This is a genomic window from Amycolatopsis sp. WGS_07 (assembly GCF_045278895.1).
Classification (GTDB): domain Bacteria; phylum Actinomycetota; class Actinomycetes; order Mycobacteriales; family Pseudonocardiaceae; genus Amycolatopsis.
Map to the genome: position 1 here is coordinate 5,050,112 of NZ_CP136053.1, position 16,530 is coordinate 5,066,641.

General features: G+C 71.2%; 14 protein-coding genes and 1 pseudogene. 7 read left to right on the forward strand and 8 right to left on the reverse strand.

Annotation, left to right across the window (positions count from 1 at the left end; all coding sequences use genetic code 11):
• The first annotated feature begins 74 nt into the window (after positions 1-74).
• The 4 genes from RPX00_RS23935 (at position 75) to RPX00_RS23950 (ending at position 4,014) form a co-directional block, all read left to right on the forward strand.
• A complete protein-coding gene (locus tag RPX00_RS23935; protein ID WP_406642617.1) occupies positions 75-1,400 on the forward strand; it encodes a glycoside hydrolase family 27 protein in 1,326 nt (441 codons plus the stop codon).
• Positions 1,401-1,751: 351 nt separating this feature from the next.
• Positions 1,752-2,606 carry a GNAT family N-acetyltransferase gene (locus RPX00_RS23940; protein ID WP_406642619.1) on the forward strand — a complete coding sequence of 285 codons (855 nt, stop codon included), beginning with the start codon at positions 1,752-1,754 and terminating at the stop codon, positions 2,604-2,606.
• A gap of 41 nt (positions 2,607-2,647) precedes the next feature.
• On the forward strand, positions 2,648-3,505 hold the full coding sequence (map, locus tag RPX00_RS23945) for a type I methionyl aminopeptidase (protein WP_406642621.1): 858 nt from the start codon (positions 2,648-2,650) through the stop codon (positions 3,503-3,505).
• 59 nt (positions 3,506-3,564) lie between these two features.
• On the forward strand, positions 3,565-4,014 hold the full coding sequence (locus tag RPX00_RS23950) for a hypothetical protein (protein ID WP_406642622.1): 450 nt from the start codon (positions 3,565-3,567) through the stop codon (positions 4,012-4,014).
• Here the strand turns inward: RPX00_RS23950 and RPX00_RS23955 are convergent, their stop codons facing one another.
• Complete coding sequence (locus RPX00_RS23955) at positions 4,015-4,689, reverse strand: FadR/GntR family transcriptional regulator (RefSeq protein WP_406642624.1); 675 nt, start codon at positions 4,687-4,689, stop codon at positions 4,015-4,017.
• A gap of 48 nt (positions 4,690-4,737) precedes the next feature.
• Here RPX00_RS23955 and RPX00_RS23960 point away from each other — a divergent pair, with 48 nt between their 5' ends.
• The gene (locus RPX00_RS23960) at positions 4,738-6,012 is read left to right on the forward strand and encodes a CynX/NimT family MFS transporter (protein ID WP_406642627.1); all 1,275 of its coding nucleotides are present in this window, start codon (positions 4,738-4,740) and stop codon (positions 6,010-6,012) included.
• A 25-nt stretch (positions 6,013-6,037) separates the two neighbouring features.
• Here the strand turns inward: RPX00_RS23960 and RPX00_RS23965 are convergent, their stop codons facing one another.
• From RPX00_RS23965 to RPX00_RS23975, 3 genes are all read right to left on the reverse strand, one after another.
• Positions 6,038-6,304: a hypothetical protein gene (locus tag RPX00_RS23965; RefSeq protein ID WP_406642629.1), complete on the reverse strand. Its 267-nt coding sequence runs from the start codon at positions 6,302-6,304 to the stop codon at positions 6,038-6,040.
• 92 nt (positions 6,305-6,396) lie between these two features.
• A complete protein-coding gene (locus RPX00_RS23970) occupies positions 6,397-7,791 on the reverse strand; it encodes a mycothione reductase (protein WP_406642631.1) in 1,395 nt (464 codons plus the stop codon).
• 71 nt (positions 7,792-7,862) lie between these two features.
• Positions 7,863-8,723, reverse strand: coding sequence for a M15 family metallopeptidase (locus RPX00_RS23975; RefSeq protein WP_406642634.1), 861 nt, complete (start codon positions 8,721-8,723; stop codon positions 7,863-7,865).
• A gap of 172 nt (positions 8,724-8,895) precedes the next feature.
• Here RPX00_RS23975 and RPX00_RS23980 point away from each other — a divergent pair.
• Positions 8,896-9,715, forward strand: a pseudogene (locus RPX00_RS23980) (S1 family peptidase).
• A 20-nt stretch (positions 9,716-9,735) separates the two neighbouring features.
• Positions 9,736-10,167, forward strand: a complete 432-nt coding sequence (locus RPX00_RS23985) for a GNAT family N-acetyltransferase (RefSeq protein WP_406642636.1) — start codon at positions 9,736-9,738, stop codon at positions 10,165-10,167.
• Here RPX00_RS23985 and RPX00_RS23990 read toward each other — a convergent pair.
• The 4 genes from RPX00_RS23990 to RPX00_RS24005 all read right to left on the reverse strand — a co-directional run bounded on the left by RPX00_RS23990 (position 10,164) and on the right by RPX00_RS24005 (position 16,485).
• The gene (locus RPX00_RS23990) at positions 10,164-11,330 is read right to left on the reverse strand and encodes an 8-amino-7-oxononanoate synthase (protein ID WP_406642638.1); all 1,167 of its coding nucleotides are present in this window, start codon (positions 11,328-11,330) and stop codon (positions 10,164-10,166) included. The genes RPX00_RS23985 and RPX00_RS23990 overlap by 4 nt on opposite strands.
• A gap of 223 nt (positions 11,331-11,553) precedes the next feature.
• A complete protein-coding gene (locus RPX00_RS23995) occupies positions 11,554-13,221 on the reverse strand; it encodes a DEAD/DEAH box helicase (RefSeq protein WP_406642640.1) in 1,668 nt (555 codons plus the stop codon).
• 320 nt (positions 13,222-13,541) lie between these two features.
• Positions 13,542-14,498 (reverse strand): serine protein kinase RIO, encoded by a 957-nt coding sequence (locus tag RPX00_RS24000; protein WP_406642642.1) that lies wholly within the window; start codon positions 14,496-14,498, stop codon positions 13,542-13,544.
• A 472-nt stretch (positions 14,499-14,970) separates the two neighbouring features.
• Positions 14,971-16,485 carry an FAD-dependent monooxygenase gene (locus RPX00_RS24005; protein ID WP_406642644.1) on the reverse strand — a complete coding sequence of 505 codons (1,515 nt, stop codon included), beginning with the start codon at positions 16,483-16,485 and terminating at the stop codon, positions 14,971-14,973.
• Positions 16,486-16,530: the final 45 nt, after the last annotated feature.

The following is a 16,530-nucleotide window of genomic DNA, read 5'->3' on the forward strand; positions in this document are numbered from 1 at the left end:
GTGATCCGATGAATGATTGCTCGGGCCGGTCCGGCGCGCGTACAACGAAGCGATCCCCGGGAGAGGTGGTCGCGATGAAGCGAAGTCGGATCGGTGTGCTGGCGTCGGCGGTGGCGGTGCTCTTCGGATCGCTGGCCGGAACGGCGGCGGCGGACAGTCAGTCGATCGAGTCCTGGACGCCGGTGGCGAGAACGCCGCCGATGGGCTGGAGCAGCTGGAGCGCGCTGCGCCGGAAATTCACCGAGGAGACGATCAAAGCGCAGGCCGACGTCATGCACGACCGGCTCGCCGCGTACGGCTACCGGTACATCAACATCGACGCGGGCTGGAACGACCACGTCGACGAGTTCGGCCGGGTCGCGGCGGACCCGAAGAAATTCCCGAACGGTGTCGCGTCGCTGGCCCGCTACCTGCACCAGCGCGGCCTGAAATTCGGCATCTACCTGGTGCCCGGCGTCCCGGCGCAGGCGGTCGCGGCCGATTCGCCGATCGAGGGCACGCCGTATCGGGTGCACGACATCGTCATGCCCGGCGCGGGCAACACCGCGGACGACAAATCCGCGAAACTCGACTTCAGCAAGCCCGGCGCGGCCGCGTACGTCCGCTCGCAGGCGCGGCAGCTGGCGTCGTGGGGCGTCGACTACGTCAAAATGGACTTCGTCGGCCCCGGCGGCGGGCGGATCCCCGCGGACAACCGCGAGGACATCAAGCAGTGGCACGCGGCGATCCAGGCCACCGGCCGTCCGATCCACTTGGAACTGTCGAACTCGCTCAGCATCGCCGAAGCCGCGACGTGGCAGCGTTACAGCAACGGCTGGCGGATCGAAGGCGACATCGAGTGCTACTCGCACTGCGTCGGCCTCACGAACTGGGACGTGCGGGTCAAGCTGCGCTTCGCCGACGCTCCCAAGTGGACGCAGTTCGCGGGCCCCGGCCACTGGAACGACCTGGACTCGATCGAGGTCGGCAACGGCGAGGAGAACGGCATCACCCCGGACGAACGGCAGAGCGTCATGACGCTGTGGGCGATCGAAGCCTCGCCGCTGCTGCTCGGCACCGATCTGACCAAACTCGACCCGGACGACCTCAAACTGCTCACCAACCGCGAGGTGCTGGCGGTCGACCAGGCGGGCCGTCCCGCGCGTCCGGTTTCGCAGGAAACCCAGCAGCAGGTGTGGTTCAGCCCCGACGGCCGGGGCGGGGTGACGGTCGCGCTGTTCAACCTGGGCTCGACGGAGGCTCCGGTGACCGCGTCGTGGTCGGACCTGGGACTGCGCGGCCCGGCGGCGGTGCGGGATCTGTGGACGCACCGGAACCTGGGGGTGAGCCGCGACAGTTTCACCGCGACGCTGGCGCCGCACGCTTCCCGGCTGCTGCACCTGGTTCCGCGGCACCGCTGAGCCGTCCGTGAAGGACTCCTTGCGGGAAGCGGATTCCCTCAAGGAGTCCTTCACGGACAACCTCGCTCTGGTGCCGGGGCTGGCTCGGCGAGCATTGCGAGTGGGCGTCCGTGAGAGCCACCTTCACGGACTCAGATTCCCCCAGGGTTCCCTTCACGGACCCTGGGGAGAAGCTCCGGAGGCGCCCGGGCGGGGTGCCTCCGGAGCGCTTCGGCCGGTCCGCACCGGGTTCGAGCACGGTCGGTGGCGGAGCCCGCCGGGGCGCCGCCGTTCGGGTGCGAGGGCCGTTCATCTCAGCGTGTCGGCCGGCTCGCGTTCCGTTCACCCGGTTCATCTGGCACTCTGGAGCGCGTGTTGCGGCTTGCAGGTGCACGGCTGCTCGATGATCGGGACTATCCGGCGGTGCGCGCTGCACTCGCCGCCGACCCGGTGGGCAGCTGCATGGTCAGCGCCCGGGTCGAGGCGGCCGGTCTCGACCCGTGGCGGCTCGGTGGCGAGCTGTGGGCGGCCGATTCCCGTCCGGTGCGCGCCGGACGGCTCACCGGGCTGTGCTTCGCCGGGCCCAACCTGATCCCGTTGCGCGGCAACGCTTCGGCGCTGCGGTCGTTCGCCGACCGGGCCCTGCGCCGGCAACGCACCTGCTCCTCGCTCGTCGGGCCCGCGCCGCAGGTGCTTGGGCTCTGGGACGAGCTGTCCGCGGAATGGGGGCCGGCCCGCGAGGTGCGCGGCGACCAGCCGCTGATGGCGCTCGAGGGCGACCCGCTGGTGGCCGCCGACTCGCAGGTCCGCACGGTCCGCCCGCACGAACTGGACCGCTACCTGCCCGCGGCGGTGGCGATGTTCATCGAGGAGGTCGGCGTCGACCCGCGCGCGGGCGACGGCGGGGCCAGCTACCGCGCCCGGGTGAGCGAGCTGATCTCCACCGGCCGCGCGTTCGCCCGGTTCGAGGACGGCGAGGTCGTGTTCAAGGCCGAGATCGGCGCGATGTCCGCGCGGGTCGGCCAGATCCAGGGCGTGTGGGTGCATCCGGACCGGCGCGGCAGCGGCCTCGGCACCGCGGGCACCGCCGCGGTGGTCAACCGCCTGGTCCACGGCCTCGGCCGGACCGCGAGCCTGTACGTGAACGGGTTCAACGCGCCCGCGCTGGCGGCGTACCGGCGGATCGGGTTCCAGCAGGTCGGGCAGTACGCGACCGTGCTGTTCTGAGCTGGCTGCGCTCCGGCGGGGCGAGGTCGTAGGCTGGGGACATGTCCGTTCGCGCCCCGTTGAAGCCCGGCGTCCAGACGCCGCGCCGTGCCGTCCCCGCCGACATCGCCCGCCCCGAGTACGTGGACCGGCCGGCGCCGAAACGGGACACCGGCAACGGGGTGCGCACGCCCGAGGTCATCGAGGCGATGCGGGTCGCGTCGAAGATCGCCGCGCAGGCGCTCGAAGAGGGCGGCAAAGCGGTCAAGCCGGGCGCGACCACCGACGACATCGACAAGGTCGTGCACGAGTTCCTGCTCGACCACCGCGCGTACCCGTCCACGCTCGGCTACCGCGGCTACCCGAAGTCGTGCTGCACCTCGCTCAACGAGGTGATCTGCCACGGCATCCCGGACTCGACGGTGATCGAGGACGGCGACATCTGCAACATCGACGTGACGGCGTTCATCGGCGGCGTGCACGGCGACACCAACGCGACGTTCCTCGCCGGAGACGTGTCGGAGGAGGTGCGGCTCCTGGTGGAGCGCACCCGGGAGGCCACCGCCCGCGCGATCAAGGCGGTCCGCCCCGGCCGCCAGCTCAACGTGATCGGCCGCGTGATCGAGGCGTACGCGAAGCGCTTCGGCTACGGCGTGGTCCGCGACTTCACCGGCCACGGCGTCGGCCCGGCCTTCCACACCGCGCCGACCGTGCTGCACTACGAGGAGCCCTCGGTGCAGACGCTGATCGAGGAGGGCATGACCTTCACGATCGAGCCGATGATCACGCTGGGCACCATCGACTACGACCTGTGGGACGACGACTGGACGGTCACCACGAAGGACAAGAAGTGGACGGCCCAGTTCGAGCACACCCTCGTGGTGACGGCTGACGGCGCGGAGATCCTCACGCTGCCGTAGGGCATTCCCGGCTGGGAAACTCGATAGGCGGCGCGCTCCGGCCGAGGAAGAATGCGGTCGTGAACAACGAGGCGAGGCGCGCCGCGGTGGCGGCCCTGATCAAGCTGGCGGAAAGCCCCGACTATCGCGATCGAACGGACGCGGGCCGCGGCCTCGCCGTCTTCGCCGAGATGACCGAGGCCAAGGGGCCGCTGCTGGGCCTCGTGCTGGACACCGGGGACACGTTCGTCACCCGCGTGACGGCGGAGGCGTTGCTCCGCCGTCACGACTCGGCCGGGATCGCGGTGGTCGCCGCCGCGCTTGCCGACGCCGACCCCAACCACGCTGACTGGATCTACACCGCGGTGCGCGACGTGTTCGTGGTGTACGCCAACGAACGGGACGCCGCGGTGCGGGAGTGCCAGGCGCTGAGCAGGGACGCAGACGAGCGGACTCGCCGAGGCGCGGACCTCTTGGCCGCCGATCTCGCCAGCTTCACCCCGATCCTCAGCCCGCCGCGGAACGACTGATCACAAATCCTCGGCCCGGGCGATCAGCTCGTCCAGGAACCCAGCCGCCTCACCAGCCGCCCGCTCGGCATCGCGCGCTTCGATCGCCTCCACCAGCTCCCGGTGCCGGATCATCTCCGCGTGCTCCGGATTGTCCGAAGTGGACGCCACGCTCGCGGTGATCGCCTCCATCAGGCCGCGGTACAGCTCCAGCAGCAGGCCGTTGTGCCCGCACCGGACCACGACCTGGTGGAACTCCGCGTCGCTGCGGGCGAAATCGTCGAGCCGGCCCTCGTCCCAGTCCGTGTCCCGCCGGTTGAGCAGGACGCGCAGCTCAGCCAGGTCCTCGTCGGTGCGCGCGGTCGCGGCCAGCCGGGCGCCCTCGACCTCCAGCAGACGGCGCACCTGCAGCACCTCGCGCAGTTCCGTCCCGCACAGCCGGCGGATCGCGCCGGACACCTCGCTCGTCGCGCGCACGTAGGTGCCGTCGCCTTGGCGGACTTCCAGGATCCCGGTGTGCGCCAGCGCGCGCACGGCCTCGCGGACCGTGTTGCGTCCGACGCCCAGCTGCGCGGACAGCTCCGGCTCAGTCGGGATCCGGTGCCCGATCGGCCATTCTCCGGCGGTGACCGCCTCGCGCAGTTGGTCGATGACCTGGTCGACGAGTCCGGCGCGGCGGGTGGTGGCCAACGGCACAGCCTGATCCCTTCATCCAATCATCCTACGTATGGAATAGTAGCGCACATGTCCGCCGATTCCCGAGACTCCGCTGCCGTGTCCACTGCCACCTACTCCGACCGGCTCGAGCTTGAGCTGGAAGGCAGCCTCGAGGAAGAGGTCCCCGCCGGTCGCCGGCCGGGCGTGGTGGCCGGCGGCGTGCTGCTGGCGATCGCGGTGGTGCTCACGGCGATGAACCTGCGGCCGGCGATCACGAGCGTCGGCCCGCTGCTCGCGGAAATGCGCGGCAGCCTCGGCGCGTCCGCGGTGTGGGCGAGCATCCTCACGACGCTGCCCGGCCTGTGCTTCGCCGGCGCGGGTCTCGCCGCGCCCGTGCTGTCGCGACGCTTCGGCATCGGCCCGGCGATCGGGCTGGCCCTGACGGTGCTGACCGCCGGCCTGGTCGTCCGGGTGCTCGACGGACCGTACGTCGTACTGGGCGGCACGCTCGTCGCCACCGCCGGAATCGCGCTGGTCAACGTGCTGATCCCGGTGGTCATCAAGGATTCGTTCCCGGCCCGCGTCGGGCTCATGACCGGCATCTACACCGCGGCACTGCAGGGCGGCGGCGCGGCGGGCTCCGCGCTGAGCCCGCCGCTGGAATCGGCCCTCGGCGGCTGGCGGGCCGCGCTCGCCGCGTGGGGCGTGCTGTCGGCGATCGCTTTGGTGGCATGGCTGATCGCTTCGCGCGGCGCGGGCCGCCCGCCGCGTCCGGCCGCCGGCGCCGCTCCGGCCCGGTCGCTGATGCGCAGCCCGCTCGCGTGGATCGTCACGATCTTCTTCGGCCTGCAGTCGTTCATCGCCTACGTCGTGATGGGCTGGCTGCCGCAGGTCTTCATCGACGCGGGCGTCAGCAAGGCCGACGCCGGTCTGCTGCTCGGCCTGATCTCGGTGATCGCGGTGCCGATCAGCCTGGTGATCCCGCCGATCGCGGCGCGGCAGAAGAGCCAGAGCCCGTGGATCGTCGGCATGGGCGTGTTCGGCGCGGCAGGCATGCTCGGGCTGGTCATCGCGCCCGGGTTCTCGCCGCTGCTGTGGAGCCTCCTGCTCGGCATCGGGATGAGCGTGTTCTCGCTGGCGCTGACGGTGATCGCGCTGCGCGCCCGCACCGGCGCGGAAACGGCGCGGCTGTCCGGAATGGCTCAGGGCTTCGGCTACCTGCTGGCGGCGGTCGGGCCGTTCGTGTTCGGCCTGCTGCACGACGCGACGGGCAGCTGGACGGTGTCGTTGATCGTGCTGCTCGCGGTGATGCTGACGCAGATGGTGTTCGGCGCGCTGGCCGGGCGACGCCGGTTCGTGTGAGACGTCGTGAGTGTTCGAGCCGGTTCTAACCGGCTCGAACACTCACGAACGGTTCGGGCAGCAGGCCGGTGCGCCGCACGTCGTCGAGCGCGGCCACCGCGACCGCCAGGCATTGCGCGGCCCATTCGGACGGCATCGCGCGAAGCTCCTCCAGCAGCGCCAGCGTCGCGGCAGTGGTCCCCAGCTCCGCCCGCCGCACGGCGAATTCCAGCTCGAGATCGGTCACGTCGGTCCAGCGAGCGGCCACGTCTTCCGCGGCCGCCGCGATGTCCCCGGCGATCATGTCGGTCATGTCAGTCCCCGCACCTCCGCGAGAACAGTAACAACGCGAGATCCACGTTACCCGATTCGGGAATCGCCGCCGCCGGTGATCAACTCTCGGTATCAGTCCAGCGGCAGGTTCAGCAGCGCGTTCTCCACCAGTTCCGGCATCGCCGGGTGGATCCAGTACTGCCCGCGCGCCATCGACCGCGCGTCCAGGCCGAAGCTCATCGCCTGGATCAGCGGCTGGATCACCGACGAGGCCTGCGGTCCGATGATGTGCGCGCCCAGCAGCTGCCCGGTCGCCGGATCGGCCAGCAGCTTCGCGAAACCGGTGGTGTCCTCCATCGCCCAGCCGTAGGCGATGCCCGCGTAGTCCTGCTTCGAGACCACAAAGGACAGTCCGCGCTCGGTCGCCTGCGCCTCGGTCAGCCCGACCGAGGCCACCTGCGGCAAGGTGAACACCGCGTGCGGCACGAAGCGGTGGTCGGCCTTGATCCGGTCGTCCGGGTGCAGCAGATTGTGTTGCACCACACGGGCTTCGTGGTTCGCGACGTGCTTCAGCTCCAGCGGAGAGGAGATGTCGCCGAGCGCGTAAATGCCTTCGACGGACGTCTGCTGGTAGTCGTCCACCACGACGTGGCCGCGTTCGGTGGTGGCGACGCCGGTGGCGGCCACGTCGAGCAGGTCCGAGTTCGGGGTGCGGCCGGTGGCGACCAGGATCAGGTCGGCCTCGACGGTCTCCGCGCCCTGCGGGCCTTCGAGATCCAGCGCGACCCCGTTGTCCGTGCGGCGCGCGCGAACGGTCTTGCGGTCGAGCCGGACGTCGAACCGCTCCGAAGCCAGTTCGGTGAACCGGGCGCTGATGTCGGCGTCCTCCTGCCGCAGCAGCGCGCCAGACCGGTTCACCATCGTGACCGCCACGCCGAACGACGCGAAGACGTGCGCGAACTCCGCCGCGATGTACCCGCCGCCGAGCACGACGATCCGCTCCGGCAGCGCGTCGAGGCGCATGATCGTGTCGGAGGTGTAGTAGCCGGTTTCGGCCAGCCCCGGCACGTCCGGGATCACCGGCCGCCCGCCCGCGGCGAGCACGAACCGGTCGGCGGTGACGACCTCGTCCGGACGGCCGTCGGGGAAGCTGACGCGCAGCTCCTTCATGCCGGTGAACCGGCCTTCGCCGCGGTAGACGTCGACGTTCCGGTTGTCCTCGTGGTTCTCGCGGTACTCCGCGCCGCCCTCGGCGATCGGGTCGATCCGGCCGAAGATCCGGTCGCGGATGTCCGGCCAGCGCACCGCGGTGAGCTGCTCGTCCACGCCGAAGCGGGAGCTGCTCGCGGGCGTCGCGGCGACGTCGGCGGCGTAGACGAACATCTTCGTCGGGATGCAGCCGACGTTCAGGCAGGTCCCGCCGAACACGCCCTTCTCGACGATGGCCGTCCGGAGGTCGGCGAACTCCGGTCCGAGGATCGAGTTGCCCGATCCGGTCCCGATGATCACCAAGTCGTAGTGCGGCACGGCGGTCCTTCCCGAAATGCGGTCTGCTGCCAGCCTAGTCAACCCCGTTAGCCCGGCTGGGTGTTCCCGGATCACTCGCCGTTGGCTGTGAAATGCATCCGGTCGACCGGCGAGGTCCACGCCCCGCCCCACTGCCAGCCCGCCCCGGCGAACGCGCGCACGACCGGACCGCCCGCGGTGACCATCCCTGGCCGCACGTTCGCGCGGTCGACATACGCGGTCGCCAGCTCCGGGAGGACGAGGTCGCCCTTCGTGTACGGATTGCAGAACGGATTGACATCCACCGCGAGCCCGTACGCGTGCGCGGACCAGTTCTTCTGCCCGCGCACCGGACGGCAGACGAACGCGCTGGTGTCGTTGCCGTCGCCGGTGGGCGGCGCGTCGAGTTCAGCGGGGGAGGTGATGTGCATTTCCTCGATGGGGAACTGCTGGGCGTACAGCTCGCTGAAGGCTTTCACGACTGCCGAAGCGGCGTCCTTGTTGACCAGCAGTTCGCCGGTGTGCGCGCGATGGTCGAAGCCCCAGAACGAGAGCGTGACGTAACGGAGGTCGGCGGACGACACCGGGCAGGCCGCCTGCCAAGTGCTGCGTTTGAGCACCGCGTCGGGAACGGCGGCGATCTTCGCGTCGTACGTAGTGCTCGTCGGCGGCGGAAGGAAGTCCTGGGTCGGCAGCGAGCGGTTCACCAGTTCGGGTGGAGTCGGTTCGATCTCGCCGAAGCCGTCCGGCCGTCGCGGCAACGGATGGGCACCCACCTGCCAGGTGACGGCGGGCGCGCTCGTCGCCGTCCGAGTCGCCGGAAGTGTCGGGCTGGGCGCTGCCGACGGCGCGCTCAACGGGCCCGGCTGAGGTGCCGCAGGCGTGCTTGTGGCACATCCGGCCAGCAGGAAGACCATCAGCGCGCTGACCGTCGCGGCTGTTTTCCGTCGCATGAGACCACCTAAGCGAATGCGCTCGGTGTATAGAGACTCCACCCGTTCCAGTGACACCGTTTTGGGCTTGGCCCGTTTAGGGTAATCGCGGCCTTGTGTGCACGCGCCGGAGTCGGCTGATTCCCGTGCGCGTCCAGGCTGTGCTGTCGTAGTGCCGATGAAGGGAATGCCCATGCCCGCGAAGTTCCGCCGTCCGGTCCTGCTCGCGGCGGGGTCTCTGCTCGCCGCCGCGATCGCGGTCCCGGTCGGCTCGGCGTGGGCGTCGGAGCCCGCGGACCCGGGGTCGCACGCACAGCCGCGGATCGTCGGCGGCAGCGAAGCGTCGCTGGCCGACCACCCGTACGCGGTGTACCTCACCGACCAGAGCGGTTCGCAGTTCTGCGGCGCGGTGATCGTGAGCCCGTCCGCGGTGGCGACCGCCGCGCACTGTGCGAAGGCCCTGCCGAAGTCGTCGATCCACGTGGTCGCCGGCCGCCAGGACAAGCGCAGCGGCGACGGCGTGGAACTCGGCGTCTCGAAGGTCTGGGTGAACCCGGACTACAGCGACCCGACCAAGGGCGACGACATCGCGGTCCTCACCGTGCGCGGGCGGCTGCCCTACCAGGCGGCGAAAGTCGCGGACAAGAGCGACCAGTCGCGGTACGCGGAAGGCACGCAGGCGACCGTGCTCGGCTGGGGCCGGCTTTCCAGAAGGCGGAGAGCGGTCGGACGTGCTGCGCAGCGCCCAGGTGCCGCTGGTCAGCGACTCCACCTGCAAGACGGCGTATGACACGTACGACCCGTCGAGCATGGTGTGTGCCGGCTATCCCCAGGGCGGCCAGGACGCCTGCCAGGGCGATTCCGGCGGCCCGCTCGTCGAGGGCGACACGCTGATCGGCATCGTGTCCTTCGGCGACGGCTGCGGGAAGGCGGGCAAACCCGGCGTGTACACGCGGGTTTCGCAGTTCTCCGACGACATCGCGGCGCAGTCCCAGGCGCGGCTGTTCGGCTGAGCTGTGTTAAGCAGGGTCGTGTGACGACTCTGCACCGCGCCACCGGGCCCGAACTCACCGCTGCCGATCTGTACGCGATCCTCCGGCTGCGGTCGGACGTGTTCGTGGTGGAACAAGACTGCGTGTACGCCGACATCGACGGGCTCGATCTGCTCCCGGAGACGCGTCATCTGTGGCTGACCTCCGACGCGGAGGTCGTGGCGTGCCTGCGTGTGCTGGCGGAACCGGGCGGCGGGTCGCGGATCGGCCGCGTGGTGACGGCGAAGTCGGCGCGGGGGCAGGGTTTGGCGGCACAGCTGATGGCGGCGGCGCTGGAAGGCGCTTCCGGGGAGTTTGTGCTGGATGCGCAGACTTATGCGCAGCAGTTGTACGCGCGGTTCGGGTTCGTCGTTGAGGGCGAGGAGTTCCTGGAGGACGGGATCCCGCACGTCACCATGCGCCGCAAGGGTTAGGCGCGCGGCGCGGTCGCGGCGATCACCTTCACCGCGCGGTCGACGTCCGCTTCGGACAGATCCGCGCGGGCGGTGAGGCGCAGCCGGGAAACGCCGTCCGGCACTGCGGGCGGGCGGAAGCAGCCGACGAGAATCCCTTGCTCCGCACAGGCTTCCGCCCACGCGGTGGCCGCTTGCGGAGACGGCGTCTGCACGGCGACCACGGCGGCCTCCGGGAGACTCACCGGGATACCGGCGTTCTTCAACCCCATCGCGAGGTTTCCGGCGTTCTCGATGACTTTCGCCGCAAGATCCGGTTCGGACTTGAGCACCTGCAACGCAGTGAGCGCGGCCGCCGCGCTGGCCGGGGCGAGAGCGGTGTCGAAGAGGAAGCTGCGCGCGGTGTCCACGAGATGCCGGATCACGCGGCGCGGGCCGACGACAGCGCCGCCTTGCGCGCCGAGGGCGTTGGCGAGCGTCAGGGTGGTGACGACGTCCGGTGCGGACGACAGCCCGGCGGCGTGCACCGCGCCCCGGCCGCCTTCGCCGAGCACTCCGAAGCCGTGCGCGTCGTTGACGACCAGCGCGGCGCTGTGCGTGCGGCAGATTTCGGCGAGTTCGCCCAGCGGCGAGAGTTCTCCGTCGGCCGAGAACACCGAATCGGTGACCACGATCGCGCGCGGTTTGCGGCGGGTGGCCAGTGCGTGCTTGATCGCCGACGGGGTCGAGTGCTCGACCGCTGCGATGTCCGCGCGGGAAAGACGGCAGCCTTCGACCAGCGACGCGTGGACGTACTTGTCGGTGACGATCGCCGATTCGGAGCCGGACAGGGCGGTGACCGCGCCGAGGTTCGCGGTGAAGCCGGAGGAGAACACCAGCGCCGCCTGGGCGCCGCAGAAGCGGGCCAGCTCGTGTTCGAGTTCCGCGTGGAGTTCGGTGGACCCGGTGACCAGGCGCGATCCGGTGGCCCCGGCGCCCCAGCGCAACGCGGCCGCCGCGGCTGCCCCGGCGACGCGCTTGTCGCGGGCGAGGCCGAGGTAGTCGTCGCCGGCGAGGTCGAGCGCGGGATGCTGCGCCGGACGCGGATTCATCCGCCGGGCGAGACCGGCTTCCGCGCGCCGCTGGCCTTCGGCTTCAAGCCAATCGAAGACGTTCTCTGGCGGCAGCGGCGGAGTGTCAGTCACCCAGGCAGTGTCGCATCCGGCTGGCGGGCGCGTGTGCGGCCCCCGCCCCCGGGGATGGTGGGAAGCGTGGCGGGGCAACGGAAACACGGGCTGCCTGCTCTTCAAGTCCTCACGGACCGCAAGCCCCGCTCGGCTTCGAGGCGCGGCGGCGAGCGGGGCCCGGTGGCCGAAACCTGCCCGGAAACGAAGAACGGCCCCGCCGGAGCGGGGCCGTTCTCAGTGATCAGGCGTGGTCGCGGCGCGGGCCGCGGCTCGGCCGACCGAAGCCGCCGCCGGCGCGCGACTGCTTCCGGCTGCGGCTGTAACCGCCGCCGCCGTGGTTCTCGCGGGAACCGTAACCGCCTTCGCGGCCGCCTTCCCGCGAGTAGCCGCCTTCGCGGGCGTAGCCGCCCTCGCGCGAACCGCGACCCTCGTACGAACCGCGGTTGTAGCCGCCTTCGCGGGAGCCGCCGCGGTCGTCACGGGAGGCGTAGCCGCCGCGGCCGCCTTCGCGGGAACCGCGGTAGCCGCCGCCCTCGCGCGAGCCGCGGAAGCCGCCGCGGTCTCCGCCGAAGCCGCGGCCGCCGGAGCGGCGCGGGGACTCCCGGCGACGCTCCACCACCGGCTCGCCGCTCGGCTCGCGGGCGCCGGTGATGCGCGACAGGTCCTCGTCGTGGGTGCGGATCATCGTGGTCTCGGCGCGCACGCCGGCCCGGTCGGTCATCCGGCGGACGGTGCGCCGCTGGTCGTGCGTCACCAGGGTGACGACGATGCCGGACGCGCCGGCCCGGGCGGTGCGGCCCGCGCGGTGCAGGTAGTCCTTGTGGTCCGCGGCCGGGTCGACGTGCAGCACCAGCGAGATGTCGTCGACGTGGATGCCGCGCGCGGCGACGTCGGTGGCCACCAGCACCGCCGCGTGGCCTTCCTTGAAGTCGGCGAGCACGCGGTTGCGCTGGCCCTGGGTCTTGCCGCCGTGCAGGGCGACGGCGTGCACGCCGCTCTCGCGCAGCCGCTCGGTGAGCCGGTCCACGTGGTGCTTGGTGCGGACGAACATGATCGTGCGGCCCTCGCGGGCTCCGATCCGGGTGATGATGTCCTGCTTGTCCGAGTGCGAGACCTGGAACAGGTGGTGGTCCATCGTGGTGACGCTCGCGGTCGACGGCGCGACCGAGTGCGTGACCGGGTCGGCGAGGTACTGCCGGACCAGCTTGTCGACGTCGCCGTCGAGCGTCGCGGAGAACAGCAGCCGCTGCCCGCCGGGCGGGGTCAGGTCCATGATCTCGCGGACCTGCGGCATGAAGCCCATGTCGGCCATCTGGTCGGCCTCGTCGAGCGCGATGAAGTTGCAGTCGCCGAGCGAGGCGGTGCCCTGGCGGACGTGGTCCGACAGCCGGCCCGGGGTGGCGATCAGCAGGTCGACGCCGCGGGCGAGCGATTCCGCCTGGCGGCCGAAGGACATGCCGCCGACCGCGGTGCGGCACCACAGGCCGAGCGACTTGGCGAGCGGGGTCAGCGAGTCGGCCACCTGCATGGCCAGCTCGCGGGTCGGCACCAGCACGAGCGCGCGGGGGCGCTTCGGGCGGGCCTTGCCGCCGTCGAGCCGGGCCAGGATGGCCAGGCCGAAGGCCAGCGTCTTGCCGGATCCGGTCTGGGCGCGGCCCAGCACGTCGCGGCCGGCCAGCGCGTCCGGGATGGTCGCGGACTGGATCGGGAACGGCGCGTCGATGCCCGCCTCGGCGAGCGCCCGCAGCAGCGGCTCGGGCAGGCCCAGCTGGGCGAAGGTCTTCACGGCGGGGGTTTCCACCGTGTCGTCGTGGAGAACGTCTCCACCGGCCGGCCGCTGCCTCGGCTTGCGCTCGGGGCGGCCCCCGCGGGAGCGGGAGGACTGGCCGGGTTCGTACGTGACTGTCACAAATGCCTCTCGGACGTGGCACGTCGCAAGGAGGCCCGGGCTGCCCGCGCGCAGGCAGGGCAAGATGGTGTGGCGATGGGCGTTCACAGGGACGGACCCGGTGCGCCGAGCCATGGCGTGGCACACCGACGGAAATTGCTTCGGATGGCCGCGAGTCCTTCTGCGGACTGTGGAGGCGACGGACACCAACTCATCCACGCCGCCGTTGCGGTCTTGACACACTCTACCTGAGAGATCGCGGTTGCCCCGCACCCAGGTGCGCGGTTGTGGGCGGGGTCGCAGGTGTGGCCTGTCGCACACCCGCGACCCCGCGCCGGGGCTCAGCCGAGACCGGCCGCCTTTTCCAGTTCCCGCACCAGGTCATCGGCGTCGATGACCTGTTCGGACAGTCCGCGGCCGCGGAACCATCCGGCGAGATTCGCGACGTCGCGGGCGAGGAATTCCCGGCCGCGCGGGTTCGCGATCACGTCGACCGCCTGGGGCAGGTCGATCACCATCAGGTGACCTTCGTGCACCAGGAGGTTGTACGCGGACAGGTCGCCGTGCGCGAGTCCTTGTCCCGCCAGGAGTTCCAGCGCGGACACGGCCTGCTCCCACAGGTCGGCCAGCTCGTCCGGCCCGGGCCGCAGTTGCGCCAGCCGGGGCGCGGCGGTGCCGTCGGACTCGCCGAGGAACTCCAGCAGGATCTCGGTGCCGTGGCGCTGCACCGGATACGGCACCGGCGCGCCGATTGTCCACAAGCGACTGAGCACGGCGAACTCGGCGACCGCCCATTGTTCGGCGATCAGGTTGCGGCCGAACGAGGTGCGCCCCTCCATCGCGCGCATCTCGCGGGACCGGCGCATCCGCCTGCCCTCGAGATAACCCGCGTCGCGGTGGAAGAGCTTGTGCTCGTCTGAGCGGTATCGCTTGGCTGCCAGCAGAACTCCTTCCTCGCCGGGAAGATTGCGGCGCAGCAGATGCACGTCCGCCTCCTTGCCGGTCTTGAGCACGCCGAGGTCGGTGTCGACCGCGGCGAGTTCGGTGATCACCCAGTCCGGCCGGGGATGCGGGCCCTGGTCGGCTCCGTCCCAGTTGGACCACCGGTCGGCGCCGTCGGGCAGCGCGGTTTCGGTGTAGGCGTCTTCGCGAAGCGCGGAGAGCCGGACTCGCTCGGCTTCGGTGAGCCGTCCCCGTCGGGCGGGGGCGGGCATGTCGTCGTAACGGGGGCGACGGCGCATCCGGCGGTCGGAGTAGTCGGAGGCGTCGGAAAATTCGTCGAAATCGTGCTCGCGCACTGGTGGGTTCTCCTAGATCAGGGTGCCCACCGGGCGAGCGCGTGCTCTAGCCGAGGCGGGCGGGCGGAAGAGGGCAGGACAGCGCCCGGACAATCTCCACGACGCACCTCCCTTGCTTCCGGCAGCCGGCGGCACTCCGCCGGACGCCGACCACCTTGCCGTCCCGCCCCGGAGCGGCGCAACTCATTTATTTCGCGCCCGCCCGCCTTCGCGGCGCCAGGGGCTACGCGGGTCAGAGAATGAAGGGGGTGGCGGCGAGGGTCGCCACGCCGGGTACGCCGGCAGTCGCCGTCCCGGCGTGCCACAGCAACCTCGTGAATGTCGGCTTCTCGTTTCCGGAAGATCGTTCGCGAGGATGAGAGCCCGCCGATGTGCACGGGGTTGAGCGAAGGAGCAACCGCGCACAACGCCACGGCGGAGAGGGCAGCGACCAGCGCGCCCGGAGACCCGGGAAAGGCCGCGAGCGCTGCGGCTATTTCGCGCCCGCCCACCGAGCGAGGGCGGCGTCGAGGAGCTTCTGGTCGTCACCCCCGGAACTCGCCCACACGATCACTCCGTCGGGGCGGACGAGGAGGCTCGGCTCGCCGGACGGATCGGCCACGTACGCCAGCCGGTCCTCCAGCCCGGGCACCGCGAACCGGCCGTCGGGGGAGCGGTCGACGAGCACGAACCGGCCGTCGTGGGCATGGTCGGCGAGCCGGGTTCCGGAGGTCAGTTCGACGTCCCCGGCGATCGAGCCGACTGGTGCTTCGGCACCGTCCGCCACGTCGTAGTGCTGCAGGATTCCGGACGACAGCGCGACGATGCGGTTCATCGCGGCGGGCACCTGAAGCAGTTCGCCGCCGACGATCTTGCGCAGCTGCTCCGTGCGTTCGTCTCCGCGCAGGAGCGCGACCTGGGCGCGGGTCCAGTCGAGCACCCACGCGCCGACCGGGTGGCGTTCGGTCTCGTAGGTGTCGAGCAGTCCGGCCGGAGCCCAGCCCTGGACTGTCGCGGCGAGCTTCCAGCCGAGGTTCGCCGCGTCGCCGAGGCCGAGGTTCAGGCCCTGTCCGCCGAGCGGGGAGTGGACGTGCGCCGCGTCGCCGGCCAGGAACACGCGGCCGCGCCGGTAGTGCCGCGCCTGGCGCGCGTTGTCGGTGAACCTCGTTGCCCGGCCGTGGATTCCGGTGATGGTGACCGGGACTCCGGTGACGTCGCGGACGGCCTCCTGCAGTTCCTCGACCGACACCGGAGCGTCGCGATCCCGCGGCGGTTTGCGGAAGCGGCTGAGGAAGATGCGGCCGGGAACCGGGCCGTACGCGTAGACGCCGCGCGGGGTCCAGGTCCAGCCGGGCCGCAGGCCGCTCGCGTCGTCGAACTCGGCGATTGCCTGGTAGCCGGTCATGTCCGGGTCCGTGCCGTCGAACTCGACGCCGAGCTGTTTCCGGATGACGCTCCGCCCGCCGTCCGCCGCGACGAGCCAGCTCGCGGCGAACTCGCCCGCGCTCGTTTCGACCGTCACGGATTCCCCGGTGTCCCGCACGCCGTGGACCTCGACGCCGCGCCGGAGGTCGACGCCGAGCTGGGCGCAGCGTTCCCCGAGCATCCGCTCGACCTCCTGCTGCGGCACCCCGAGCCCGTTCGACACCGCCCGGTGCGCGGCGAGCACCGGATCGCTCTGGTCGATGAGGTCGTTGTCGAACAGGAAGCCGGCGAAGTGCCCGGCGGCGAGGAACCGGCGGCCGCCCCGTTTGGCGGCCTCGACCGTCGGGCCGAACTTGCCGGCCGACTCGAGGAACCGCCGCTGCGCCGCCTCCGCCTCGGGCAGCAGGCCGCGCCGGTCGAGCAGCTCGGCGCTGGCGACGTTGACCGATCCGGCCTTGATGGTCGGATCCGTCTCCGCCAGCCGGTCCAGCACGATCACTCCCACCCCGCGCAACGCGAGTTCTCCGGCCAGGAACAACCCGGTGGGCCCGGCCCCGGCGACGATCACCTCAGTCCGCTCCATGACGCTCTCTCCCTTACCCTTGCCCTGCGGCTTAACCAAGTGTGC